Below are 25,828 nucleotides of genomic sequence, written 5' to 3'. Positions count from 1 at the left end.
GGCAGGTCAGGTCCACACACTCATTTCGTGCCACCGACGGTTCCCTCTCCCTCAGGGAGAGGGTTAGGGTGAGGGTGGAAAGCAACAAAAGCGGCATTACCGTTCGTCGCGACGACCACCCACTGCCGCCCAGATGCGACGCACATGAACCGTCACTTCTTCCCTGTCGTGATAAAGCTGGCGCGCCTGGATCTGCGCGTTAATGCCATTCTCGCTCAGCTTTCCCTCAATGTAGGCCAGGTTGTGCGAGACCTCTTCGTAACGCTTTTTCATCGGCAGTTTAAGGTTAAAAATCGTCTCCCGGCACCAGCCGTTGACCAGCCATTGTGCCATCAGCGCGGCAACTTTAGCGGGCTTCTCCACCATATCGCACACCATCCACGAAATATTGTTGCGCGTCGGTTTATATTTAAAACCATCCTCACGCAGCCAGGTGACCTGCCCGGTATCCATCAGGCTTTGCGCCATTGGGCCGTTATCAACCGAATAAACCCACATATTGCGTTTAACCAGTTGATACGTCCAGCCGCCGGGGCATGCCCCGAGATCAACGGCATACATACCGTTTGCCAGCCGTTCATCCCATTCATCGGCAGGGATGAACACGTGCAACGCCTCTTCGAGCTTAAGCGTGGAGCGGCTCGGCGCATCGGCCGGAAACTTGAGTCGCGGGATGCCCATATAGAACGGGGAGTTGTTATTGCTATAGGAGTAACCCGTGTAACAACAGCCCGGCGCAATAAAGAAAACATGCACCACCGGGCGCTTAGCCGTCTCGTAGCTGGTCAACACTTTCGCCTCGCGCAGCGCGGCGCGTAGCGGCACGGTAAACTTGCGGCAGAACTTCATCAGTTCTTTGCTTTCATTGGTGTCTGCCACTTCAACGCGCAATTCACCGCCTTTCTCCACCACCCCTTGTAGCATGCCGACAATTGGCGTAACGCGATCTTCCGCCGGAAGATTTTGCAACAGTTCACCAGCAACAAACATCTGGCGGGCAAAAATCAGCGAGCTAAAAGGCAGCTCTGTCGCCAGCTTGTCGGCATCTTGTGCCTGATAGCACTCGAAAATAACGTAGCCCGCATTCTCTTTTACGCGGGCGAAACCGTAGATTTCACGGCGCGCCGCTTTATCGGTAATTTCTGCCGCGCACTCTTTCTCAAAGCCGGAGCGGCATAATAAAATAAGTTTATTCATGAACAATGCCCTTACGCTTCAGGCGAATCGCACCAACCAGCATTAATGCCCAGCCCACCAGGAAACATACGCCGCCCACCGGTGTAACAAAAGCCCACAGACGCAGATGCGACAGCGCCAGGCAGTAAAGGCTGCCGCTAAATAAGACGGTCCCCAGCGCCAGGAATACACTACTCCAGTAAAACCAAATACTGATGCGACGTTGCATTGCAACCGCCAGCGCAAAGATCGCCAGCGTATGAAACGCCTGATACTCAAGGCCGGTATGTATCCAGTCTAATTCAACAGCGCCCATTGATTTACTCAACACATGCGCGCCAAACGCGCCCAGCGCTACAAAAATAAAACCGCTAATGGCGGCAAAAATCAGCATAAAACGGCTGGTCATGTTATTACCCTACAGTCATTTATTGTTCGTAACGGAAGCGAAATTTTTCTTGCTCACTTGCCGCTTTTGCCAGAATCCACTGACGAAAGGCGGCTATTTTACCCAGTTCTGCCTGACTGTCATGACAAACCAGATAAAACGCATTTTTACTTACCAGCACATCGTTAAACGGACATACCAGACGCCCGGCCTCAATTTCCGACTGCGCCATCACATTATTGGCTAATGCAACACCCTGACCGTGAATGGCCGCCTGCAGCACCATTGCACTGTGGCTGAAGATAGGCCCCTGCTGCACATTAATGTGATTAAGCCCGAGCTGGCGGGTATAGGTTTGCCAGTCGCGGCGGGAGGCGTCATGCAATAAATTATGCTGTGCCAAATCAGCTGGCGTCTTTAATGCTTTATCACCGGTGAGCAATACTGGCGCACAGACCGGAAGCAAATATTCCGCATAGAGTTTTTCTACCCGCAGGCCTGGCCAGTTACCGCGACCATAAAAAATGGCCACGTCAACGTCGTCAGCCAGTTTATCTTCTTCACGGTCAACCGCCTGAATCCTGACATCAATTCCCGGATAAGCTGAGTTAAAGCTTGAGAGGCGTGGCACCAGCCAGTGTATCGCAAAACTGGGCAGCAAACTGACCGTCAGCGCTCCCTTCGCACTGCGTGATTGCAGTTTACGTGTTGCATCGGTTAATTGCGAAAATATCTCTTTTATATCCTGAAAATAACTCTGTCCTTCCTCGGTCAGCAAAAGCGAACGGTTGCGTCGCCGGAAGAGCTTCAGCCCAAGGAAATCCTCAAGAGACTTGATTTGATGGCTTACCGCAGCCTGGGTAACAAATAGCTCATCAGCGGCGCGAGTGAAACTTAGATGACGCGCGGCTGCATCAAAAACACGTAATGCATTCAGAGGGGGTAATCGCTTTGACATAGTGATTCTGACTCAGATGTTAATGCCAATTAACAAACAGGAAACAGGATGCAACCTATTAGTTTTTTTTATCTGAGACATTATAATTTGTCCGTTGAGCTTCTACCAGCAAATACCTATAGTGGCCGCACTTCCTGAGCCGGAACGAAAAGTTTTGTTGGAATGCGTGTTCTGATGAACTTTTGGCTTACGGTTGTGATGTTGTGTTGTTGTGTTTGCATTTGGTCTGCCATTCAGACCTCGGTAGCGAATCTACCTTTTCACTTCCTGTACATTTACCCTGTCTGTCCATAGTGATTAATGTAGCACCGCAAATTGCGGTGCTTTTTTTTACCTGTGCGCTACCTTACTTTTCCAGCGCGACCATCTCTTTCACATCAGAGCGGTTGATTTGCTGTTTATTACCGTTGGCATCTTTATACGAAATCATACCGGTATCGTTATCCGTCACTGGTTTGCCGTCAGAAACGATAGTCCGGCCATCATTGGTATGCATAACATAGTTCGGGCCAGAACAGGCGCTCAGAGCAAACGTCAGCATACAGGCAGAAATAATTGCGGCAGTCTTTTTCATCTTCTTCTCCTTTTAGCAATTCATGCTATAGAACCATCATTTAGTAACAGGCTAAAACATTCACCTAACAGTTATCAGCATAACCCACCATGAGAAACCTGCCAGGATTACAGGATAATTCCGATGGTTTTCAACATGCTTGCGTCAGGATATGAATTGCGCGACGATCCCGGTCTTACCATGAGGAGTGCTATGAATACCTTCAACCCTGCGCAATTTCGCGCACAATTTCCGGCACTGGCTGATGCTGGCGTCTACCTTGATAGCGCGGCGACCGCCCTGAAACCGCAGGCGGTCATTGATGCTACGCAGCAGTTTTATAGCCTGAGCGCAGGGAATGTGCATCGCAGTCAGTTTGCCGAAGCGCAACGCCTGACCGAGCGTTATGAAGCTGCCCGCGATCGTGTGGCGCACCTGCTTAACGCCCCTTCCGGCAAAGATATTGTCTGGACCCGCGGCACGACAGAAGCGATCAATATGGTCGCCCAGTGCTACGCACGCCCACGTTTAAAGCCGGGAGACGAGATCATCGTCAGCGAAGCGGAGCATCATGCTAATTTTGTCCCCTGGCTGATGGTCGCGGAGCAGACCGGCGCAAAGGTGGTGCGCCTGCCACTTGGCGCGGATCGCCTGCCTGACATAGCGCGTTTGGCGGACATTATTACGCCGCGCAGCCGGATTCTGGCGCTGGGGCAAATGTCCAACGTTACCGGCGGCTGCCCGGACCTGACACATGCGATCGCTCTTGCCCATCACGCAGGCATGGTGGTGATGGTGGATGGCGCGCAGGGCGCGGTCCACTTTCCGGCAGATGTGCAAAAACTGGATATTGATTTTTATGCGTTTTCCGCGCACAAGCTCTACGGACCGAACGGTATCGGCGTACTTTACGGCAAAACTGAGCTGCTGGAAGGCATGTCGCCATGGCTGGGCGGCGGGAAGATGATCACTGAAGTCAGTTTTGACGGCTATAAAACCCAGCCGGTGCCGTATCGCCTTGAAGCCGGCACGCCTAATGTGGCAGGGGTGATTGGCTTAAGCGCCGCGCTGGAATGGCTGGAAGGAACGGATATCGCCCAGGCAGAAAGCTGGAGCCGCGGACTGGCCACGCTTGCGGAAGATGCGCTGGCAAAACGTCCGGGATTTACCTCTTTTCGCGTACAGGATTCCAGCCTGCTGGCCTTTAATTTTGCCGGTATTCACCACAGCGATATGGTCACGCTGCTGGCAGGATACGGCATTGCCCTGCGCGCCGGGCAACATTGCGCCCAGCCGCTGCTGGCGGCACTCGGCGTTGACGGTACGCTGCGCGTTTCATTTGCGCCCTATAATACACAGAGTGATGTGACTGCACTGGTTAATGCCGTAGACCGTGCGCTTGAGATACTGGTGGAATAATGACAAGCCCTGATTTTGCCGGACATCCCTTTGGTGTCACGATCACCGAAGAGACGTTAAAAACAACCTTTGCCCCGCTCACGCAGTGGGAAGAAAAATATCGTCAGTTGATCCTGCTAGGGAAACAGCTCCCTGCCCTGTCGGACGATCTTAAAGCGCAGGCGCGTGAGATCCCCGGCTGTGAGAACCGCGTCTGGCTTGGTCATACCGTTACGCCACAGGGAAAGCTGCATTTCTTTGGTGACAGTGAAGGCCGCATCGTGCGCGGGCTGCTGGCGGTACTGCTGACTGCCGCAGAGGGAAAAAGCGCGGCTGAACTGCTGGCGCAGGAGCCGCTGGCACTGTTTGACGAACTGGGACTACGCAGCCAGCTCAGCGCCTCGCGTAATCAGGGGTTGAATGCGCTGAGCGAAGCGGTGCGGGCTGCCGCGCAGAGCGTTAAATGAAATTAAGCGGCCTGGATGTGCTGCCTGCCCGGCGGCGCTGCACTTGCCAGGCCTACGTTCATACTATGCCACGGATATTATGGGTCGGCGGCGCTTGCCAGGCCGACAGGATGTTTTGCCAACGATATTGCAGGCCGGGCAAGGCGAAGCCACCGCCCGGTATATAGGATGTTTTGCCAACGATATTGTAGGCCGGGCAAGGCGAAGCCGCCGCCCGGTATATAGGATGTTTTGCCAACGATATTGTATGCCGGGCAAGGCGAAGCCGCCGCCCGGCATAATGGTCACTGGCGTGCCGCTTTCGCCATCATCTTCTTCAGCGCATGGGAAACGGCGATAAAGCCAAAGCTCGCGGTGACCATCGTGGCCGCACCAAATCCTGAAGCACAATCCATCCGCTTTGGCCCTTCCGCCGTGCTTTTCATCGCGCATACGGAGCCATCAGCCTGCGGATACACCAGCGCCTCGGTAGAAAATACGCAGTCCACTCCCAGCTTGCCTTTGCTGTTTTTCACCACGCCAAAATCACTTTTCAGCCGTTCGCGCAGCTTAGCGGCCAGCGGGTCCTGAATGGTTTTCGCCAGATCGCTGACCTGGATTTGCGTCGGGTCAATCTGCCCGCCCGCACCGCCAGTGGTGACCAGCGGAATTTTATTGCGGCGGCACCACGCAATCAGCGCCGCCTTCGGACGCACGCTGTCAATAGCATCAATAACGTAGCTATAGCCCTGGTTCATATAGCCTGCGACATTATCGGTGGTAACGAAATCATCAATGACATTGACCCGACACTCCGGGTTAATCTGCCGGATACGCTCAGCCATGACTTCCGCTTTCGCCACACCAACGGTTTCCCGCAGCGCGTGGATTTGCCGGTTGGTATTGGTTACGCAGACATCATCCATATCAATCAACGTGATCGCGCCGATACCGGTCCGTGCCAGCGCCTCTGCCGCCCACGATCCAACGCCGCCAATACCAACCACGCAAACATGCGCATTCGCGAACAGATGAAGTGCCTGCTCACCATATAAACGTGCGGTGCCGCCGAAACGTTGACGCCAGGCATCGCTGATTACTACAGACATAAAACCTCGGAAATAAATAGCGGAGCGTTTGCTTCCCCGGCTTATGCGAAAAGGGAAGCTGATTGAGCCAGAATAATACCCGGCGTCATCTTACGGGAAAAGGCGATCGCTTTCGTACAGCGCCAGTTTTCAGTTTCAGGGAAAACCGGCGCAGAAAAGATTAGCCGCTAAAAACGTTACCCGTCGTTAAACCACCACCCGCGCCCGGCGCGTTTTTCAGCACCCACACGCGGCCATAGTGATTGTACCAGCCCGCACGGTGTCCGGCATCTGCACCGATGCCCTGATAAATATCAAAGTGCTGGCCCTTGATTGCGCCGCCAACGTCCAGCGCCACCATTAATCGCAGCTCATACTGACCGTTAAACTTGCCGTTATTATCCAGCAACGGGACTTCCGCCAGCAGCGTCGTCCCTGCCGGAATAATGCTGCGGTCGGAGGCAACGGAAGCGCGGCCAATCAGCGGTACCGCACTGGCCCCTTTGACCGGCGCGTAGGACTGCGGTTTGAAGAAGACGAACGACGGGTTCTGCTCCAGCAGCTCCTGCACTTCGGCCTCGCTGTGGGTTTCTCCCCAGTGGCGGATCGCCTGCATGGACATGTCTTCACGCTTCACCTCACCGCGGTCAATCAGCACCTTGCCGATGCTGCGATAGGGCCAGCCGTTTTTCCCGGCATAGCTAAAGAAGTTCAGCGGCGAGCCATCACCAAAATCGATGTATCCGCTGCCCTGCACGTCCATGATAAAATTATCCATCAGCGAGTTGCTGTAGGCCAGCACGTAGCTGTCGCTCAGGCCACCCGCGTAAATGCTCGCCCGCGACGGCAGTTTTCCGCGCTTTGGCGGCATACGGTAGATAGGATATTGAAACTCTCCCTGCCGGGTATGGCGCGCCTGTACGACGGGCGTATAGTAGCCGGTGAACTGGACGTTGCCATAGTGATCGGCCCCTTCCATCTGCCAGGCATCAATACCAAACTGGCGCATCGTGCGGGTATCGCCGCCGGCACGTAACCAATCCTGTACCGCATTATAAATAGCGCTTTGCGAGCCATACAGGCGCGGCGATGCGCTACGGATCTGGGTTACCTGCTCAGAAAAATCGCCGGCATTAATCGGTGCGCCTACCGCGTCAGGCTGATTCACCAGGGAGAACGGTTGGGTGAACTTCCCGTCTTCGTACTGTTGACCGCGATCGGTTGGTTTCGAAGAACATGCGGCTAGCATGGTCACTACCGCCCCCGTCAGAAGATATTTTGCCCAACGTCCTTTCATCGTTCTCATCTTTTAGTTGCCTGAATGCAGAATGAAGATAACAAACCCCCGAACCTATTGAAATGCGCATACGCACCCGGATACAAATTCTGTGCAAAAAACGAACCAGCTTGCGCTGTTTTTATACACATACAGGCCAAAATTATGATCTGGTTAAAAAAAGGGTTGCATGAAAATCGCAGCAGAGTATAGTGCGCTTCCACGGACGCGGGGTGGAGCAGCCTGGTAGCTCGTCGGGCTCATAACCCGAAGGTCGTCAGTTCAAATCTGGCCCCCGCAACCAACACATTGTGCAGTAAAGCGTTACTTGATGAAGAGTAACAGACGGACGCGGGGTGGAGCAGCCTGGTAGCTCGTCGGGCTCATAACCCGAAGGTCGTCAGTTCAAATCAGGCCCCCGCAACCAATATTTACGCGTCCGTAAATGGGAAAATAATGAAGCCGCAACGCTGATAAAGCTTGCGGTTTTTTTACGTCTGTATACTTCCTGCAAGATCATTCTGGAAGCAAAAGATAATAATTTTATAAATGAATTGATCATCTGAGAAAGGAAATATAACACACTCATTTTTAATTTTGGCAGAGAAAACATTTAGCATTAGCAAGAAACAGCCATTAAATTTTGTTAGGCAGCCTGCTGCCGTGTATTTATAAGCATCCGTCATGGCTATCGTTACTCCCCTCTTTCAGCTACTGAAATCCAGAAAGCGAAAATCACAGCAAAACCTTACTACCTGTTTAATGGGCAGTGCTGTGTCTGAAAATAAAATCCAATGTCAATATTGATCCGGAACCCAACTAAATAACTTCGCATATTACCGCTCCACTTTAGCCAGCCCATGTTGATTGCCGGGGGAACGGAGAGGCAACCCTCATAAACTGATTGACCTGCCTCAGTAACTGCCACATATACCGGCACTGGTGATTTCGCGTTACGGTTTCGTGTAACGATAACCACAACAGCTCTATCGGATTCAGCCATGGTGAATATACTGGCAGGAACAGCAACCGGAATTTCGGGTTCTTTTCCTGCCAGCGCTCCACTTTTTGGCTTTTATGAATGATATAGTTATCAAGCACCAGCGTAATAGTTTTCGCCCGTCGGTATGTGCGCCGCAATGCTTCTAATAGTTTAATAAATAAATCAGAACTTTTACTGCTACCACTAACGTAGTGCATTTTTCCTGTACCTGAATGTAGCGCTCCTGCCAGATAATGCTTCTGATTCTGTCCGGCGTGGCGATACGTTTTTGTTGCCCTTTGAGCATCCAGTCCGCGCCGATTTTCGGATTCAGGTCGATATCGACTTCATCCTGATAAAATACAGGATGTTCCGCCTGTTCCCGGGCCAGAGCCTGCCCGATGGCAAGACGTTTTTCCTCATAGTGCGGATCTTTGATTTTCAGCGCTGGTGCGGCTCTGCGCCAGACAATACCCGCCTGTTTCAGGTACCGGTGTAACGTGGAACTATGCAGAGTGACGTTAAAAACCCGGTTAACGATGAGCGTCAGCAGTTCCGTGCTCCAGCGGGAGCGTAGCCAGCCAAAATCCTGTGGAGAATGCCGAATCAGGAGAAGCAGGATGTGCAGGATATCCGCGACCGGCCACCGTGCAGCACGCTCAGGTTTGAGGCTTTTGAGTCCTTCAACACCATATAAAGTAAACCAGTTTATCCATCTGCCGATGGATGAACGCGCGGCACAGAGTATTTTAGCGACCTCAGTGACGGTCATTCCCTGATGCAACATCAGCATGGCAATGAGACGTCTGGCATAGTTTTTATCGCAGGTTTGCTGTGCGTCTTTACGCATCAGGATTCGCTCTTCATCAGGGATTGCTACTATGATTGGCATCGCTCATTCCGGTTGGTGATTTTGGTTGGTTTGGCGATTGATCAGATCGCACAATCCGGGCTGAGTTCCCTTCCGGTGATCTACTATTTTGCGAAGATATTTAGAATATGAATAGAAAGATAGGGTGTTAAAAAGGTAGCACAAAAAATTATTGACTCTGGTTCCGAAAAAGAGATACTCAATATTACTTTAGATGCATACCGGGTTAAAGACTTACGGATTGAGTAAGGTGGTGTTTATGGGTAATAAATATATCGAATATTTTATCGATACTTTTGGTCAGGCTATGTCTTCGATTACTGTTACTGATGAAACTTTAAAAAAATGGGAGAAGGTATTACCTACTGCACTCATTGAATTATGGAAAAAAGAAGGATGGGGAAACTATCGAGATGGATTGATAAGTTTTGTCAATCCTGACGAATATGATGACGTGCTTGATTTTTGGTTGGAAAATACCCCATTAAAAGAGGAAGACACGTATCATGTCATCGCCAAAACGGCATTTGGTAGTTTATATATTTTTGGTGAATCTACAGGAATGAGATTAATAATAAATTCATCATATAATCAGATCATATATTTTTCCGCTACTGGCAAGGATGAACTGAATGATGAGTTTGAGAGTTTCCTTGGGTTTGAAGATCCAGAAGATTTCGATTGGGAAGATGACAATGGTAATTATTTTTTTGAAAAAGCCATAGCGAAATTTGGCCCATTAGAACAACATGAAATATTCGCTTTTGAGCCTGCATATGTTTTAGGTGGTCAATTAAATTTTAACGATTTGAATAAAGTTGATTGCAGGATTCATTTGACTTTGTTGAGAGATTTTTCTTCACCTGCTATTGTAAAGTTTAATATAAGTTGAAAGCCTTATCCGACGCTACTCCCGAGGGTTCACTAATGCTGGTAGCATCTGGCTAAATAATGCAGGAGTTACGTTTCTGAACTTCCTTGCACTGCTGAAATAGTGCTTATTCCTGGCATATTTATTAAATTTCACGTTTATTCTACCGCATTCAGAATGGCATTATTAATGGCGGTATATGAAGCCGCTACCATCCTTAAATTCCAGCCTGATGGTGAATTTTTTCCAGGGTGCCATAGCGCTACAACGGAAGAATCAGCAGCACGTTACTAAATATGCTGATAACGCTGCTGAGTTAATGGTATTATCACCATCAAACACCACAATATATTCAGGTTATTACCATTATTAAGCAGCGCCAAAAAAGGTGTGGACGAGTTTTTCCTCATACAGTCCACACCCTGTCAGATCATCAATGATTGCGATTTATTAAGCTTAAACCAATCATTTCTTCCGCAGTCAGTTGCCTAAGTTGTTCTTCGTCTGAATATTCCGGCTTAAAATCGTACTGTTCAATACTTTTTTCCAGCGCATTCCACTCGGTCTCACTGATAGCGTTGATAGCCTGTTGAATAACTTCACGACTATCGGTTCCCCAGGCGATAAGACTGGGCATGATACTTGTACAATATTCTTTTCCCCATGCAGCACCATAGGCGCAGGTTACCGGAACACGTTCCCCTATTTTTCGGTTATGGACAGGTGGTAATTCCTTAAATTTTACGCTGCATAATCCCCAGTGTATTTCGGTATTTTCTGTGGTTTCTGCTAAAACCAGGATACCAACTCCATCAGGGTCGATTTGAGCCACAATACCAGCGTTCAAAACACCGCGTTTTAGCAGAGCAGTCGGTGTTGCGGCTCGCTTTATGCCAATAAAGGCCATCAAAATCGACAGTAAGCCAATGACTGCTGCGACGATGCCAAGCAGTATGAGTCCTATACCTCCGAGGGAAAATAACCATATGCTCAGGCTGCCCGTAATAAGGGCGCTAATTACTAAGCCAATGATCATCTTTCGCTCGCCTTTGTAATTCTCGTTATAACGCCTTGCTAATTTCAGATCGACATCGTAGTAAAAATGTCTTGATGCGGCCCATCCCATAAATTGTGGTCCCTGACCTGCATACGTTGTCGGCCTAAGAGAAGGATCATAATTATCTGTCTGCACATTCTCATCTTGTCGGTTATTGTCCATCATGTCTTACTCTCCTGTTAATTTATCCGACTACACTGTTGTCACCCTAAACAAGCGACAAAGTAGGGTAACTATTTCCTTGATGTAACAGAGGGTATATTGGTAAGGTATTCTGACTAAATACCGTCAGACGTTACCCCCTTCTCGCCAGTCTTGCCCCATCAGCAAAATAGGCTTTAATCCCGGCCAGAATAGATTCAGCAACTTCCTGCTGAAAGGCCGCCGTCTTCAGCTTACGTTCTTCTTCGACGTTACTGATAAACGCAGTCTCGACCAGAATCGAAGGAATATCCGGCGCTTTAAGCACCGCAAAACCCGCCTGCTCGACGCTATTTTTATGCAGGCTATTGACCTTACCCAGCTTATTCAGCACTTCCTTCCCAAACTTCAGGCTGTCGCTAATGGTCAGGGACTGCACCATATCGAACATCGTATGGTCGAGATAGCGATCGCCACTTTTGCTTACCCCGCCGATTAAGTCGGCGGCGTTCTGGGTTTGAGCGAGGTATTTAGCGGCGGTACTGGTCGCGCCTTTGGTGGAGAGGGCAAATACCGAAGAACCATGCGGCTGGCGACTGGTGAAGGCATCCGCATGAATAGAAACAAAAAGGTCGGCACGCTGCTTCTGCGCCTTCGCCACGCGGACTTTCAGTGGAATAAAGACATCTTCATTGCGCGTCATAAAGGCTTTCATATTGCCTTCTTTCTCAATAAGCGCGCGCAGGCGGCGAGCGATTTGTAGCACCACGTCTTTTTCGCGGGTGCGGTATTTCCCCACCGCACCGGAGTCTTCCCCGCCGTGGCCAGGGTCAAGCATAATCACAATCGGCCTGTCGCGACCAGCCTTACCCGGCTGAGGGCCGCTCTGCGCTGGCGGCACCTGTTTCTCCAGATCGCCTTTATTATAATCTTCCAGCAGCGCCAGTAACGGGTCCTGAATATCCTGTGCGTTCGCCGGATAAAGATCCATCACCAGACGTTCTTTAAATCCGGCAACCGGTGCCAGCGCAAAGAGCTGCGGTTTAATATTCTGCTTGAGTTCAAATACCATCCGCACGGTTTGCGGGTCAAACTGCCCGACACGTGCGGACTGAATAAAAGGATCGTCGCTGCGGATCTGCGCACTCATGCCTTTGAGTACCGAGTTCAAGTTGACGCCTTCCAGATCAACCACCAGCCTTTCGGGATTGCTGAGAGCGAACTGACGGTATTTCAGCATCTTGTTGGATTCGATAGTCACGCGTGTATACGTCGACGCAGGCCAGACGCGCACTGCCACGACCTGACTCACGGCAGCGAAACTGGTTTGGCTGACGCTTAAGATCCACATGGCTCCTGCGCCCTGTAGTAAACGGCGGCGGCTTAATGCTGATTTGCTTCCCGACATGCAATTCCCAGGCAAATTATCGTAACTAATTATAAGAACGTCCAAATTGACCGAAAACTTTAACCAATGGCGCATACGCTGTCACCCTTAAAAGGGTAAACATTCTTTTTCGGACAGCGTCTGGTTTGAGATAATTCTAACCACCAGGCTGAATTTTGACTTGCACCCGACGGCAAAACAGAATAAAAATACATAAATTACGAATAATAATTCATTGAGGATGCTGCCGTGGTTAAGGAACGCAGAACCGAACTGGTCGAAGGATTTCGCCATTCCGTTCCCTATATTAATGCTCATCGGGGTAAAACATTCGTCATTATGCTGGGCGGCGAAGCCATTGAGCATGAGAACTTTTCCAGTATTGTCAATGACATCGGCCTGCTACATAGCCTCGGCATTCGTCTGGTACTGGTGTATGGCGCGCGCCCACAAATTGACGCAAACCTGGCGGCTCATCATCACGAGCCGGTTTATCACAAGCATACCCGCGTGACCGACGCGAAAACGCTGGAACTGGTTAAACAGGCGGCAGGGTTGCTGCAACTGGATATCACGGCGCGCCTTTCCATGAGTCTGAACAACACCCCACTGCAAGGTGCACATATTAATGTCGTGAGCGGTAACTTTATCATCGCGCAGCCGCTGGGAGTCGATGACGGCGTGGATTATTGCCACAGCGGGCGCATTCGCCGTATTGATGAAGAAGCGATTCACCGCCAGCTGGACAGTGGTGCCATCGTCCTGATGGGGCCGGTCGCCGTCTCCGTTACGGGAGAGAGTTTCAACCTGACATCGGAAGAAATTGCCACCCAACTGGCCAGTAAACTCAAGGCCGAAAAGATGATTGGTTTCTGCTCCTCACAAGGGGTGTATAACGACGCGGGCGAGATCATCTCTGAGCTATTTCCCAATGAAGCGCAGGCGCGTGTTGAGGCGCTGGAAGCCGAAGGCGATTATTACTCCGGCACCGTACGCTTCCTGCGGGGTGCGCTGAAAGCCTGTCGCAGCGGCGTGCGTCGTAGCCACCTCATCAGCTATCAGGAGAATGGCGCACTATTGCAGGAACTCTTCTCCCGCGATGGCATAGGGACACAAATCGTCATGGAGAGTGCCGAGCAGATCCGCCGCGCGACCATTAACGATATTGGCGGGATTCTGGAGCTCATCCGCCCTCTGGAACAACAGGGCATTCTGGTACGCCGTTCGCGTGAACAACTGGAGATGGAGATCGACAAGTTCACAATTATTCAGCGCGATAATCTGACTATTGCCTGCGCTGCTCTCTACCCTTTCCCGGAAGAGAAAATTGGCGAAATGGCCTGCGTCGCGGTACACCCGGATTACCGCAGTTCTTCCCGCGGCGAAGTGCTGCTGGAGAGAATCGCCTCTCAGGCAAGGCAAATGGGTCTGGATAAGTTATTTGTATTAACCACCCGCAGCATTCACTGGTTCCAGGAGCGCGGCTTTACGCCAGTCGATATTGATGTGCTGCCCGAGAGCAAAAAAGAGATGTACAACTACCAGCGCCGCTCAAAAGTGCTGATGGCCGATCTCGGCTGATTATCGAAGCGCTGCAAAAAACGCCGTCAGCCCGCTACGCCGCTCGGTGCGGGTGACGACGGCCTGTGCAAGCAGTTTTTCATCAGCATACAGCGACAGGTGCTGACGGGCGCGGGTAATGGCGGTATACACTAGCTCACGGGTCACCAGTGGCATGCTCTGCGCAGGCAGGATCAGCGCGGCATGGTCGAACTCCGATCCCTGGGATTTATGTACCGTCATTGCCCAGGCGGTATCATGCTCCGGCAGACGCCCCGGGTGAAACGACTTCACCGTGCCGTCAGGCATCGGGAACCAGACGCGCATCCCCTGCTCGCCTTCCAGCGCCACGCCGATATCGCCATTAAACAGCCCCAGCGCGCTGTCGTTACGGGCTATCATTACGGGTCTTCCCGGATACCAGCGTGCATGACGTGGCAGCGTCATATGCCGCTTGCGCACCAGCATCTGCTCAAGCTGTGCATTGAGTCCGCTTACACCATATGGCCCTTCACGCAACGCACAGAGTAGCTGAAACTGGCTAAACGCCGTCAGCACGGCCTCAGGTTCAGCGTGTTCGCGCAATAACGCCAGATAGTGCGCATAACCACTCAACGCATCCTCCAGCATGAGCTGGTATTCATCCTGGGTGCGCAACGGTTTAAGGGCGATATCCTCAAACGCCTGCGTGCAGATGGTTTTTAGCAAGTGTTTATCGCCGCCGTTAACCGCCGTCGCCAGTTGGCCAATGCCGGACTGACTGCCGAAGCGGTAGCTTTTTTGTAGCAGGCACAGACTGTCGCGCAGCGCGCCTGCGCCGTTCTGCTCGCCTGCTGGCACCGTTGAGCCAGTCAGACGCGAAAGCTCAGCGGCCCTGGCAGGCGTATAACCGTGGTTGACCCAGGCGCAAATATCGCCCAGCACCGCGCCAGCTTCTACCGAGGCCAGTTGATCGCGATCGCCGAGGAAAATAATTCGCCCATGCGCAGGCAGCGCGTCAATCAGACGTGACATCATCGGCAAGTCAATCATTGACGCTTCATCAACCACCAGCACGTCCAGATGCAGCGGGTTGCCCGCGTGGTAACGCATCCGCTGGCTACCAGGCTGCGCGCCAAGCAGGCGGTGCAGCGTGCTGGCGTCGGTAGGGAGGAGCGTTTTTTGCTGGTCTGACAGCGGAAGGCGACGCATGGCCGCCCCGAGGGATTCAGTCAGCCGGGCCGCCGCTTTGCCGGTCGGTGCCGCCAGACGGATACGGCATTTCTCGTGCCCCGCTATCTGGACCAGCGCCGCCAGCAGCTTTGCTACCGTGGTCGTTTTACCCGTGCCAGGACCGCCGGAAATGACCGAAATACGGCGGGTCAGGGCCACCGCCGCCGCGACCTTTTGCCAGTCCACCTCGTCAGAGGACGGAAACAGCGTATTAAGGATCTCAGCCAGCCGGGTCTCATCCACCTCCATCGGCTGATTTTGCTCGCTGAAAAAGCGGGCGACACTGAGTTCATTACGCCACATCCGGTTGAGGTAAAGCAGCTTGTCACGAAGAATAATGGGCGCAGGCTGGTCATCACAGCTCACAGCGGCAGACTGCGCCAGTAGTGTATCCCAGTCATCAGGCACGTCGGCGCAGGCGAAGAGTTGTGTCCATATCTCCCGCGCCTTCCCGCTCAGACGCGGGTCTGGCGCAAGCCGGGAAAGAGGCAGGCAGACATGGCCTTCCCCCGCATCACGGCTAAGAATGGCGGCAGCCAGCATCACTGCCGGATGTTCCCGCTCTGCCACCATCATGGCAAACTGCACGTCCAGCGGACGCAAGAGTTTATGCGCGACGGCGTCCAGCAACAGGGTCTGTAAATGCATTACGCCAGCTCCTCTTTCTCAGTGGCAAACAGGTCATCAAGCGCGTCGATCAAGTGTGGATCGGGCCGGGTGGTGAAAATTCCCTGCTGCGGCTGCTGACCGTCAATACCGCGTAAAAAGAGATAAATAACGCCGCCAAAGTGGCGCTCGTAATCATAGTCAGCCAGACGGTGGCGCAAAAAGCGGTGCAACGCCAGGCTGTAAAGCTGATATTGCAGGTCGTAACGATGGCTCTGCATTGCCTGCGCCATCGCCTGTTGCGTATAGGCTTCGCCGCTTTCACCCAGCCAGTTGGATTTATAATCCAGCAGATAATAGCGCCCGTTATGACGGAAAACCAAATCGATAAACCCCTTGAGCATACCGCGTACCTGGCGGAAGTCCAGCGGCGGACAGCCTGCGGATAAGGGATCGAAACGCCGCATAAGCGCATCCAGCGCAGGCGCACTGAGGGTCTGATTAATAGGCAGATAAAACTCCAGCTCCACCTGTCTCTCTTTGGCCGGAAGCTGACTGAGCGAAATCCCCTCTGGCGTTAACGGTGCATTGAGAATGGTCGCGATCCACGCAGTCAGTACCGGCTCCCACTGCTCGTCGAAGCCAGCCAGCACGAGTTTTTCCCGCACCCAGTCGTTTTCAACAGGACGGGTAAAATCGAGATCTTCAAACAGGCTGTGCAAAAACGTGCCTGGTGATGCGCCGCGCGGAAACTGATGCGGAGTCAGCACAGGCTCTTCAGTCACTTCACTTACCCCCGCGGCATCAATGTCGAGGCGCGGCAGGAGATCCTGCGCCACGCTGTGCCCACGCTGTTGCAGGCCGGAATAACTGGTCACCCGCCACTCATCCGCCATCCTGCGTTGCACCTGCCGCGCGGCAAGCGCGTCCTGTGGGGTTGGCGGAGCCTGCCAGCGGCTGTTATCCGGCGCATCGGGCGTACAAAGCGCAATATCATCATTACAAAGCGCCTGCACGCAGGCGGCCAGCCCCGCGGCATCCCTGGCCTCGCCTTTCTGGATCAGGCGGCCCAGCGCACTATGATGAAGATCGGTGTCGCCCGGTTTGTCGCTCCGGCGACTGGTTAACGGCGCAATGCCGAGACTGCAATGCCAGATAGCCCGGGTGAGCGCCACGTACAAAAGGCGTAAATCCTCCGCCAGCCGCTCGGCTTCTGCCAGCTCCAGACTTTCATCGCTGTGATTAAGATCCAGCACCGCTTCAAAGGAGCGGCGATCGTGATAAAACGCCTGCTCCTGTTTGCGGTAGCGGGCAATAAACGGTAGCCAGACCAGCGGATACTCCAGCCCTTTCGATTTGTGAATCGTCACAATCTGCACCAGATGCTTGTCGCTCTCCAGCCGCATCTGCTGACTGGAGGCGTTGGTATCCGGTTCAGCAATGTGCTGCGCCAGCCAGCGTACCAGCGCATACTCGCTTTCCAGCTGCGTCCCGGCCTCCTGCAACAGCTCGCTGATGTGCAAAATATCTGTCAGCCGCCGCTCGCCGCCGGGCGTCGCCAGCAGGTTTTCGGCAATATGACGTTGCGACATCAATGCACGCAGCATGGGCATAACGCCGCGAGTCTGCCACTGTTGACGATAGGCGGTAAACTCTTCCACCACCGCATCCCATGCGTGCTCATCCAGATTCAGCCGCTCAATATCCTGTGCGTTCAGTCCCAGCATGGCGGTCGCCAGCGCGCTGCGCAGGGCATTTTCCCGCTCTGGAGCCAGCACCGCCTGAAGCAGCCACAGCAGCTCCTGCGCTTCCGGCGTTTCAAACACACTGTCGCGATTGGAAAGATATACCGACGGGATCGCCAGCATGTTGAGCGCGTCGCGGATTAGTGCGGCTTCCTGACGGCTGCGTACCAGCACGGTAATATCCGACGCGCGCACCGGGCGCGAGCGATTGCCATGCCACAGCAGCGCACGCGATTGCTGCCCGGCAATCAGCCAGTCACGAATTTGCGCAGCGCAGATTTGCGCCATGCTGGTTTGATAATCCCCCGCGCCAATACCTTCCCCCGGCAAAAGCCAGACGTTCATCGCAGGTTGCGTCTTGCCGTTCAGTTCAAAACGCAGGCCCTTATTTTTTGGCGCAGCGTGTACCGGCTTAAACGGTATATCGCGAAACATAAACGGGTTGTCGGTCAGACTGAAAAGCCGGTTGACGCTCTCCACCATCCCCGGCGCAGATCGCCAGTTGGTGTCCAGCGTATAATGCGCGCTGACATCGCCTCTGGCTTTCATATAGGTAAAAATATCGGCACCACGAAACGCGTAAATTGCCTGTTTCGGATCGCCGATCAGTAACAGTGCCGTATCAGGCTGGTGCCGCCAGATGCGGCGAAATATCCGGTACTGTTGCGGATCGGTGTCCTGAAATTCGTCGATCATGGCGATCGGGAACCGCTGGCGGATCGCTGCTGCCAGCTCCTCGCCACTGTCGCTATACAGCGCGGATGCCAGCCGTCCGATCATATCGTCAAAACCTAACTCTCCACGGCGACGTTTTTCCCGCGCTACCGCGTCACGGATCTCCACCATCGCCTGCGCGATCACCAGATCGTCGAGCGTCAGCGTGCTGCCCAGCAGGGTTTCAATCTCGTCAAACAGTGGATGTTCAGGCACGACGCCATCCGCTTTGGTGCGCTCGCGCAGAAACGACTGGCTAAATTTCTCCAGCGCGTCGGGCAGCTGATAGGTTGTGGTCTCTTCTTCAGCCCAGGCGCTGATCTTGTCGATCCATTTCCCCTGATTGCCACGGTTAAACTTACGCCGATCGAGGCCCGAGTTTTCCAGGAGATCCTCCAGACCCGCTACCGTCTCACGCCACTGCGTTTTAACCGCCGTAATACGCTCAAGGATCTGTTGATGCCGAACGAGCAAGGTTTCGTCCGGCGCAGGCGGCGTTTTGATCTTCGGCGCTTCGCCCTGAAGATAGCGATCGATGGAAGCCAGCAGATCGCGCGGCCCTTTCCACGAGGCGTGGATCACCTGAGCAATGTCGCGCGTAAGCGGGTAGCAGTGACGCCGCCAGAAATCGGCGCAGGCCTGGTAGCGTAACAAGGATTCATCTTCGATCAGTTGCTGTTCGAAAAGCATCCCGGATTCAAACGCGTTAAGGCTGAGCATTCGCTGGCAGAAGCCGTGGATGGTAAACACCGCCGCTTCGTCCATTTGTCGCTCCGCCAGCAGCAGGATGTCTGCCGCCTGCTGTTTGTCGCGGATTTCGGCCAGCAGGCTGGCATAAAGCGGGTTATCAGTGGTGTCGCGCAGGCAGGCAATACGCAGCTCATGAATATTGCTGCGAATACGTCCACGAAGCTCTTCAGTGGCGGCTTCGGTGAAGGTCACCACCAGCAGTTCTTCAACGTTAACCGGGCGGGGAAAAGCGGACTCGCCGCCCAGCCCCAGCAGAAGTCGCAGGTACAGGGCGGCGATGGTAAAGGTTTTTCCGGTTCCCGCCGAGGCTTCAATCAGGCGCTCACCGAGTAGCGGCAGGCGCAGCGGATCAAGGGTCTCAGCGGTATCGGTCATTCATTCTCTCTCAACAAAGGCAGGGATTGCTGCAGCGCACTGACGCTCTCCCAGGTTTTCCAACCGTCAGGGCGCGCATATTCCGCTTTCCCACTCTGGCTGCCTGAAACCTGAGATAATATCGCCATGCCCTGGGGCTTCACCACCGTTTGATGAAAGAAATCGGCTAATTTTTGCGGCGTCAGCAATTTGACCTCGGCAATAATTTTTTCCCGCGAGTCAAACTTCAGGTTGCCGCGATCAAAATCTTTACTGAGTTTAGAGGCTTCTTCATCCAGCGTTTGCGGCGCTTCACGCATTTGCGCCACTACCGCCTGCTGGATCTGAGCGAACTCTTCCGGCTTCATGGCACGCAGTTTTTCTTCTGCGGTCGGGAAGAAGGCTTTATAACGCTCCCACAGGTACGAGGGCTGCTTGTCGTTGCTTTGCAGCAGGAATCCCATTCCCCACTGGCGACCAACGCTCATCGGGAAAGCAAAGACGGCGTAGCCAAGCTGTTCTTCCGTGCGTAACTGACTGTAGAACCACGGCTGAACGATTTGTCCCAGTAGCGCGCTGGCGGCGGCACTGCTGTATTCATCGGTGCTGGCCGGTACAAACACCGCGCCGAGCGCCGAGTCAGTACTGCTGCCCGCTTTTTCAAAGATCACCGACTGTGGTTTATCGACAACCACTTCTTTGTTACGACACCACTCATTCCCCTGGGTGCCGAGCTGTTGCTGCACCTGGCGGGCCAGTGATTTAGCCTGATCGACCGAGAGATTACCGAGCACCAGGAATTCCGGACGCGCGCCTTTTTTCAGTGTTTCACGATACGCCATCACCTCTTTCAGGGTGATGGAAGGCAGCAGCGCACGACGCTCTTCACGCTGGAAGTACGGCACTTGCGAGAGCATTTGCACCGGCATGATTGCTTGTTCATACGCCTTGCCTTTCTCGGCTGAATCCATCATTTGCGTGTACCAGGATTTCGCCTGCGCAAGCTGGTCTTCCGTGGGGGTAAAGCTGAAATAACCGTCGAGCAGCGTGGCAAAGAGTTTCGGCAGCCGCTGCGTATACCCGTCAGCGTTGACCATCAACCCGTTGTTGGCATTGGTGGAGAAACTGATGCCCCCCACCGACGCCTGATTGCTTAACTGATCAAGAGCAATGCCTGCCATGTAATCATTGAGCGCGAACATGACCTGATTACGGGCACTGTCCATCGCCTGTGGATTACGCAGTACCACGGAAACGTCGGCTTTCGGTTCGCTGGCGAAGTAGCGGCTTGGCATATACAACACGCGCAGCGCCGGCTCATCGACGATAAGCTCAGGACGAGTATAGTTTTTATCCGCCTTAATTAAGGTGAAATCATCCGGAATGTAGGGGTTCAGTTCCGGCAGCTTAAGGGCGATGGCGCTGGCTTTTTGCTGCCAGTCGGCGAATCTCTTGTCGCTAATTTTATCGACCTGATAGGGCGCATTAACGAAATAGGCCGTTTTGTTATGCGGCTCATCCGGGCTGATGTACCAGATGCGGGCATTTTGCGGGGTCATCATTGCCAGACGCGCTTTAATCGCGTCTGGATCGTATTTATCGGCAATGTTTACCGCATCAAGAGTATGTTCAACCGGCACACGGATCATGGTGTCGGCCAGCCACTCAACGTAGCTCATATCACGGGTAATCGACGGATAGCGGAAGTCGAGATCCAGTACGTGCGCCAGTTCATCAAAGTAGCGTTTATCCACGCCTTTCTCACGCAGCAGGTTGAGGTAACTGAAAATCGCCGCAACCACTTCATCACGGTGCGCCAGCCCTTTATCGGTCAGGGTGGCAGAAATAGCCAGCACGCCACTGTTACCGTTGACGATGGGATCGGAATCTGCACGAATACCTTCAACCAGCCCCTGTTCCTGTAACCAGTCAGAAAGGGTTCCCGGACTGCGGTTGCCTATCAGATAGGTCACCAGCTCATCGGTTTTACTACGAAACTGGGCGGTATTATTGTCGATGCGAAATTCCACGCGCAGCGCTTTACGCGGCAGCGCGGGCACGTAGTGAATAATCAATCCTTTTTGCGCGTCAGTCACGACAGGTACGGTGACTTGCGGACGGGTAATGTTTTTATTCGGTACCCGACCATAAGTTTCAGCGGCAATTCGCGCCAGCTCCGGCAACGGTTTATTGCTGTAGACCACGGCTTTCATCAGGTTGGCAGAGTAATAGCGGTCACGAAACTCCACCAGCGCTTTATGCACTGGATTTCCCGGCTTGTCGCTCAGCGTTTCCAGATTGCCGCCGGAAAAACGTGAACCAGGGTGCGCCGGGTTGATGGTTTCAGCGCTTACCTGCGCCATGCGCATACCGTCACGGGAACGCGCCATCGTCAGTTCGGCGTTAACCGCATTCCGCTCGCGGCTGGCATATTTCTCCGCCAGCTGCGGTGCCGCGATAGCGTCCGCCAGACGGTCGACTGCACCTTCAAGCGCATCGTTTTCCACTTCCAGATAATAAGCGGTACGGTACGGCGCGGTACTGGCGTTATGACTACCGCCGTGCATTTTCAAAAATTCAGCAAGGCTGTCCGGCTGCGGGTATTTTTTGGACCCCATCAGCGTCATATGTTCAAGGTAGTGCGCGAGACCCTGATGAGAATCCGGATCGGAAAGCGACCCGACGGGCAATACCAGCGCCGAGAGCGATTTTACCGCCTGTGCATCGGAAACCAGCAACACCACCATGCCGTTATCCAGGCGGATAGCCTGATACTGGCGGGGATCTTTTTCGCTTTTACGGATGGTTTCCTGTACCGGCTGCCATCCTGTGTCTGCCTGACCGACATTTGCCCAGAGGGCAAGTAACACAACCAATGCTTTTAACCAGGTGCTGCTAATAGGCATTCACGGACCTCATCATTATGACTGATTAAAGCGAAATACCGGCAGCAGGTAACGCTCAGCCTGCTCGATAATCGCTTTGTAATACTCCGGCTCCAGAGTGCGCCACAGACGCTGATACCAGATATCTGCGCCCTCGCCGCTGACGACCATATTCCCTTCATAGGCCTGAAGAAACTTACTACGCGCTTTTAACTGCGTTTCGTCGTCCCTTAAAATGGCATTATTTGCTGCGTCATAACAGGCTTTTATCCACGCGCCCCCACTTTCTGGCAGCAGCAGTAACGGCTCGGTCATTCCTTTGAGATAGCCTGCGACCAGTTCGTCGAGGAAAGCCATGGCCTGTTCTGGCGCAAGCGGCGGAAAGCGCCATTCCCCCTCCTTGCGGACCAGCAACCGGCTTTCACCCGCTCCGCCGCTGGCACAGTAGACAAGGTGTTCCAGCCAAAGTTGCATTCCCTGCGATACGTTAAGTAAAGAAGGCCGCCAGCGCAGCAGACCGTCAGGCTGAACCTGTTGTAGCCAGCCGGTAATCGTAATCCCGCCACATTGCAGATCGATTTCAATGCTCTGGCTGGGCTGGCGCTGCGCAATAACGCGGTCGGCCAGGGTTTGCATCTCCTGAAGCTGGGTGTCCCAGACTATTTCGCCAAATGCCCCGTAAGGTAGCTCACCTGCCGCGCGGTAACGGCGGAACATTTTATCCGCATCTTCCTCGTCAACCAGCGTGTTGAGCAGTTGCTGGTTAAGCTGATAGCGGGTAAGCCCCTCCAGCGTAAACGGCTCTGCGTCCGGAATTTCACTGTCTTGCGCGAGGAAGTTAACCCGTAGCCGCTGCTGAAAGAAAGCACGTACCGGATGCGCCCAGAAACGCTGGAGCTGGTCAAAGGGCAATGTATCAATGTTCAGGGGAGGTAATGGCTGAATAAACGCCGAATGCGCTTCGCCCTGCTGGCTGGCCGCTGCCAGCCACTCGCGGGCGTAGCTTTGCTGTTCATCGGTTTTAAAATTTTCAGCGTCAAACGGCATCCGTGTATGCAAGTGCATAAGCTGTGCTTTTACCCGCTGCTCACTCTCATCACAGTTAAGGCTCTCATCGCCCGCGAGATAGTGGCTCTGGCCGATGTAATCAATCAGCTCTTGCACCAGCACCGACGGGTAGCGCTCGCTGTTATCCTGAATCGAGCGACCAATATAGCTGATATAGAGTTTTTGCTCGGCCGACATCAGCGCTTCAAGGAACAAATAGCGGTCATCGTCACGGCGGCTGCGGTCTCCACGTAGCGGCTTATGGCTCATCAGATCAAAACCGAGCGGCGAGAGCGTGCGCGGATAAACACCGTCGTTCATCCCCAGCAGGCAAACCACTTTGAAGGGGATCGAACGCATCGGCATCAGGGTACAGATATTAACCGGACCGGCGAGGAAGCGCTGGCTGATACGCTCCTGGTCCAGCCGCTGCGCCAGTTCGTCACGCAATAATGACAGCGGCACAGGCTCGCCATATTGTGAACCTGTCCCCTGCTCAATAATAGCCTGCCACTGCTGCTCAATCAGCGCCAGTGCCGCTTCGGTATCCTGATCCGGCAGGAAAAAGTCGTTGAGCATTTCACGGCATACCGGAAGCCACTCGGTAAGAGGACGCTCCTGCGCCAGCCCGCGTCGCCAGATGTTAAGCTGCATCAATAATGACGCCAGGTGCCCCACCAGTTCGGCAATCAGTCCGCTGGATTCATCGTACGGTAATACGGCGCGCCACTCGCCTTCGTGGCTTTCCATCGCGTAGCCCAGCAGCATCCGCGTCAGGCCAAACTGCCAGGTGTGCTGGCCGGTAGCGGGTAGCTCAAGCTCACGCACGTTGTCATCGTCCATTCCCCAGCGCACGCCGGACTCGTTAACCCACTGGCGCAGATAGCGCAGCCCTTCTTCGTTGATATTGAAGCGTGCCGCCAGTACCGGAACGTCCAGCAGCGCCAGCACGTCTTCAGACACAAAACGGCTGTCCGGCAGGGAAAGCAGGCTGATAAACGCCTGGAGCGCCGGATGCGACTGCCGCGCCCGGCGGTCAGAGATGGCATAAGGCAGGTAACGATCGCCCGTTGCGCTACCAAACACCGCCTGAATAAACGGGCTGTAGCTGTCAATATCTGCCACCATCACAATAATGTCGCGCGGCGTCAGGGCCGGGTCTTCCTCCAGCATGGCCAGCAGGCGATCGTGCAGCACTTCCACTTCGCGCTGCGGACTGTGGCAGACATGGACAGTCAGGCTACGGTCATTCGGGTCCAGCCGACGTTTACTGTCGCTGCGTAAGAACTCTTCCGCCGTCCGGCCCGGCACCGTCGCGTTCTGTAATTCCAGTACGTCATATTGCAGGTTATGTAGCAGGTTATCCGGCGTGATATCGACGAATGCATCCAGTTCCTCATAGCGCTCCAGACCTGCCAGCAGGTACATATAGTCGCGCCCGAGCTTGCCCCATGATGCCAGCAGCGGATTGCCTACATCCTGCTCACCCGCATCATTAAACAATCCGGCTGCCTGCTCGGTATCGCGAAATAACGGCAGCTCACGCTGTTCAAGATGATGTTTACGCTGACGGGCCACCAGCCGGGCCAGAAACGCCGGATCTTTGATGTCGCCCCAGTAGTAGCGACAAGGATTGGTAAACAGGATAAAGACATCGATATGCTTGCCGAGCGCCTGCAATGCCTGTAAATAAACCGGCGGCAGCGCAGAGATGCCGCAGATGAATACGCGTGACGGCAGCCCGGCCGGCGGCACGCTGGCATTTTCCAGCGTGCGGATAAAACGCTGGTATAAGTTAGCACGGTGCCACAGAGGCTGGCCCAGCGCAGCCGTGTGTTCCACCAGCGCTTTCCATAACGGAGCCTGCCAGCGCTGACTTTCATCAAGCCCGTCAATCAGCTCGCCGGCTTCCCAGCGCGTCAGCCATTCTGGACGATAAACCAGGTACTGATCGTATAAGTCCGCCACCCTTGAGGCGAGCTGAAACAGTTTGCGCTTGTCGGTATCATCGCTGAGATAGTGGCGCAGCGTGACAAACTCATCATCGTCGATGAGTTCTGGTAGCAGCGTCATCAATTTCCAGCTCATGCTTTGCTTATTAAATGCGCTTTCTCCAGGGATGTCCGGCAGGATGCGCACAAACATATCCCAGATAAAGCTGGCCGGGAGGGGAAAATCAATATTCGCCGCGATGCCAAAACGCCGGGAAAGGGACATTTGCAGCCACTGGGCCATACCGGTACTCTGGACCAGTACCACTTCAGGCTCAAAGGGGTCTTCAAGGCGCTCTCGTTCGACAATAAATTCCATCAGCGCTTCCAGCACGTCCAGACGATTGGAGTGGTAGACCCTTAACATATTTG

General features: G+C 53.6%; 16 protein-coding genes, 2 tRNA genes and 1 pseudogene. 6 read left to right on the top strand and 13 right to left on the bottom strand.

Annotated elements, in window-relative coordinates:
- Positions 1–96: 96 nt before the first annotated feature.
- The 4 genes from rlmM to CHU32_RS06175 all read right to left on the bottom strand — a co-directional run bounded on the left by rlmM (position 97) and on the right by CHU32_RS06175 (position 3,096).
- On the bottom strand, positions 97–1,197 hold the full coding sequence (gene rlmM, locus CHU32_RS06190; RefSeq protein ID WP_103675206.1) for a 23S rRNA (cytidine(2498)-2'-O)-methyltransferase RlmM: 1,101 nt from the start codon (positions 1,195–1,197) through the stop codon (positions 97–99).
- Positions 1,190–1,585, bottom strand: coding sequence for a DUF423 domain-containing protein (locus CHU32_RS06185; RefSeq protein ID WP_103675205.1), 396 nt, complete (start codon positions 1,583–1,585; stop codon positions 1,190–1,192). Before CHU32_RS06185 ends, rlmM begins: the two co-directional genes overlap by 8 nt.
- A 19-nt stretch (positions 1,586–1,604) precedes the next feature.
- The gene (gene gcvA / locus CHU32_RS06180) at positions 1,605–2,522 is read right to left on the bottom strand and encodes a glycine cleavage system transcriptional regulator GcvA (RefSeq protein WP_103675204.1); all 918 of its coding nucleotides are present in this window, start codon (positions 2,520–2,522) and stop codon (positions 1,605–1,607) included.
- Positions 2,523–2,868: 346 nt separating this feature from the next.
- Positions 2,869–3,096, bottom strand: a complete 228-nt coding sequence (locus tag CHU32_RS06175; RefSeq protein WP_103675203.1) for a YgdI/YgdR family lipoprotein — start codon at positions 3,094–3,096, stop codon at positions 2,869–2,871.
- A 192-nt stretch (positions 3,097–3,288) separates the two neighbouring features.
- On the opposite strand from CHU32_RS06175, the gene csdA reads away from it, so the two are divergent.
- Together csdA and csdE are read left to right on the top strand one after the other, a co-directional pair.
- Positions 3,289–4,494: a cysteine desulfurase CsdA gene (gene csdA / locus CHU32_RS06170; RefSeq protein ID WP_103675202.1), complete on the top strand. Its 1,206-nt coding sequence runs from the start codon at positions 3,289–3,291 to the stop codon at positions 4,492–4,494.
- Complete coding sequence (gene csdE, locus CHU32_RS06165) at positions 4,494–4,940, top strand: cysteine desulfurase sulfur acceptor subunit CsdE (RefSeq protein WP_103675201.1); 447 nt, start codon at positions 4,494–4,496, stop codon at positions 4,938–4,940. The genes csdA and csdE overlap by 1 nt, the downstream gene beginning before the upstream one ends.
- Before the next feature lie 284 nt (positions 4,941–5,224).
- Here csdE and tcdA read toward each other — a convergent pair whose 3' ends face one another.
- Both tcdA and mltA read right to left on the bottom strand, forming a co-directional pair.
- Positions 5,225–6,028 carry a tRNA cyclic N6-threonylcarbamoyladenosine(37) synthase TcdA gene (tcdA, locus tag CHU32_RS06155; protein ID WP_103675199.1) on the bottom strand — a complete coding sequence of 268 codons (804 nt, stop codon included), beginning with the start codon at positions 6,026–6,028 and terminating at the stop codon, positions 5,225–5,227.
- 160 nt (positions 6,029–6,188) lie between these two features.
- Entirely contained in the window at positions 6,189–7,304 is a 1,116-nt protein-coding gene (gene mltA, locus CHU32_RS06150) for a murein transglycosylase A (protein WP_103675326.1), read from the bottom strand.
- A 206-nt stretch (positions 7,305–7,510) separates the two neighbouring features.
- Between mltA and CHU32_RS06145 the strand changes: the two genes are divergently transcribed.
- A tRNA-Met gene (locus CHU32_RS06145) sits at positions 7,511–7,587 on the top strand.
- A gap of 46 nt (positions 7,588–7,633) precedes the next feature.
- Positions 7,634–7,710, top strand: a tRNA-Met gene (locus tag CHU32_RS06140).
- Between the two features lie 409 nt (positions 7,711–8,119).
- On the opposite strand, the pseudogene CHU32_RS06130 reads toward CHU32_RS06140, so the two are convergent.
- Positions 8,120–9,157 (bottom strand): annotated as a pseudogene (locus CHU32_RS06130) (IS630 family transposase).
- A gap of 238 nt (positions 9,158–9,395) precedes the next feature.
- Between CHU32_RS06130 and CHU32_RS06125 the strand changes: the two are divergent.
- Positions 9,396–10,028 (top strand): GAD-like domain-containing protein, encoded by a 633-nt coding sequence (locus CHU32_RS06125; RefSeq protein ID WP_103675197.1) that lies wholly within the window; start codon positions 9,396–9,398, stop codon positions 10,026–10,028.
- A 412-nt stretch (positions 10,029–10,440) separates the two neighbouring features.
- Here CHU32_RS06125 and CHU32_RS06120 read toward each other — a convergent pair whose 3' ends face one another.
- Together CHU32_RS06120 and amiC are read right to left on the bottom strand one after the other, a co-directional pair.
- Positions 10,441–11,229: a DUF3239 domain-containing protein gene (locus CHU32_RS06120; protein WP_103675196.1), complete on the bottom strand. Its 789-nt coding sequence runs from the start codon at positions 11,227–11,229 to the stop codon at positions 10,441–10,443.
- Between the two features lie 130 nt (positions 11,230–11,359).
- On the bottom strand, positions 11,360–12,613 hold the full coding sequence (gene amiC, locus CHU32_RS06115) for an N-acetylmuramoyl-L-alanine amidase AmiC (RefSeq protein ID WP_103675195.1): 1,254 nt from the start codon (positions 12,611–12,613) through the stop codon (positions 11,360–11,362).
- A gap of 228 nt (positions 12,614–12,841) precedes the next feature.
- Here amiC and argA point away from each other — a divergent pair, with 228 nt between their 5' ends.
- Entirely contained in the window at positions 12,842–14,173 is a 1,332-nt protein-coding gene (argA, locus tag CHU32_RS06110) for an amino-acid N-acetyltransferase (protein WP_103675194.1), read from the top strand.
- Here argA and recD read toward each other — a convergent pair whose 3' ends face one another.
- From recD to recC, 4 genes are read right to left on the bottom strand one after another with little or no spacing between them, the layout of a single operon-like run.
- Entirely contained in the window at positions 14,174–16,012 is a 1,839-nt protein-coding gene (gene recD, locus CHU32_RS06105) for an exodeoxyribonuclease V subunit alpha (RefSeq protein WP_103675193.1), read from the bottom strand.
- Entirely contained in the window at positions 16,012–19,554 is a 3,543-nt protein-coding gene (gene recB / locus CHU32_RS06100; protein ID WP_103675192.1) for an exodeoxyribonuclease V subunit beta, read from the bottom strand. Before recB ends, recD begins: the two co-directional genes overlap by 1 nt.
- Positions 19,551–22,439, bottom strand: a complete 2,889-nt coding sequence (gene ptrA / locus CHU32_RS06095; protein ID WP_103675191.1) for a pitrilysin — start codon at positions 22,437–22,439, stop codon at positions 19,551–19,553. Before ptrA ends, recB begins: the two co-directional genes overlap by 4 nt.
- A 15-nt stretch (positions 22,440–22,454) precedes the next feature.
- Entirely contained in the window at positions 22,455–25,823 is a 3,369-nt protein-coding gene (recC, locus tag CHU32_RS06090; protein ID WP_103675190.1) for an exodeoxyribonuclease V subunit gamma, read from the bottom strand.
- Between the last annotated feature and the right edge of the window lie 5 nt (positions 25,824–25,828).

The organism is Superficieibacter electus (assembly GCF_002915575.1).
Lineage (GTDB): Bacteria > Pseudomonadota > Gammaproteobacteria > Enterobacterales > Enterobacteriaceae > Superficieibacter > Superficieibacter electus.
This window is presented reverse-complemented; position numbering and strand designations above follow the sequence as displayed.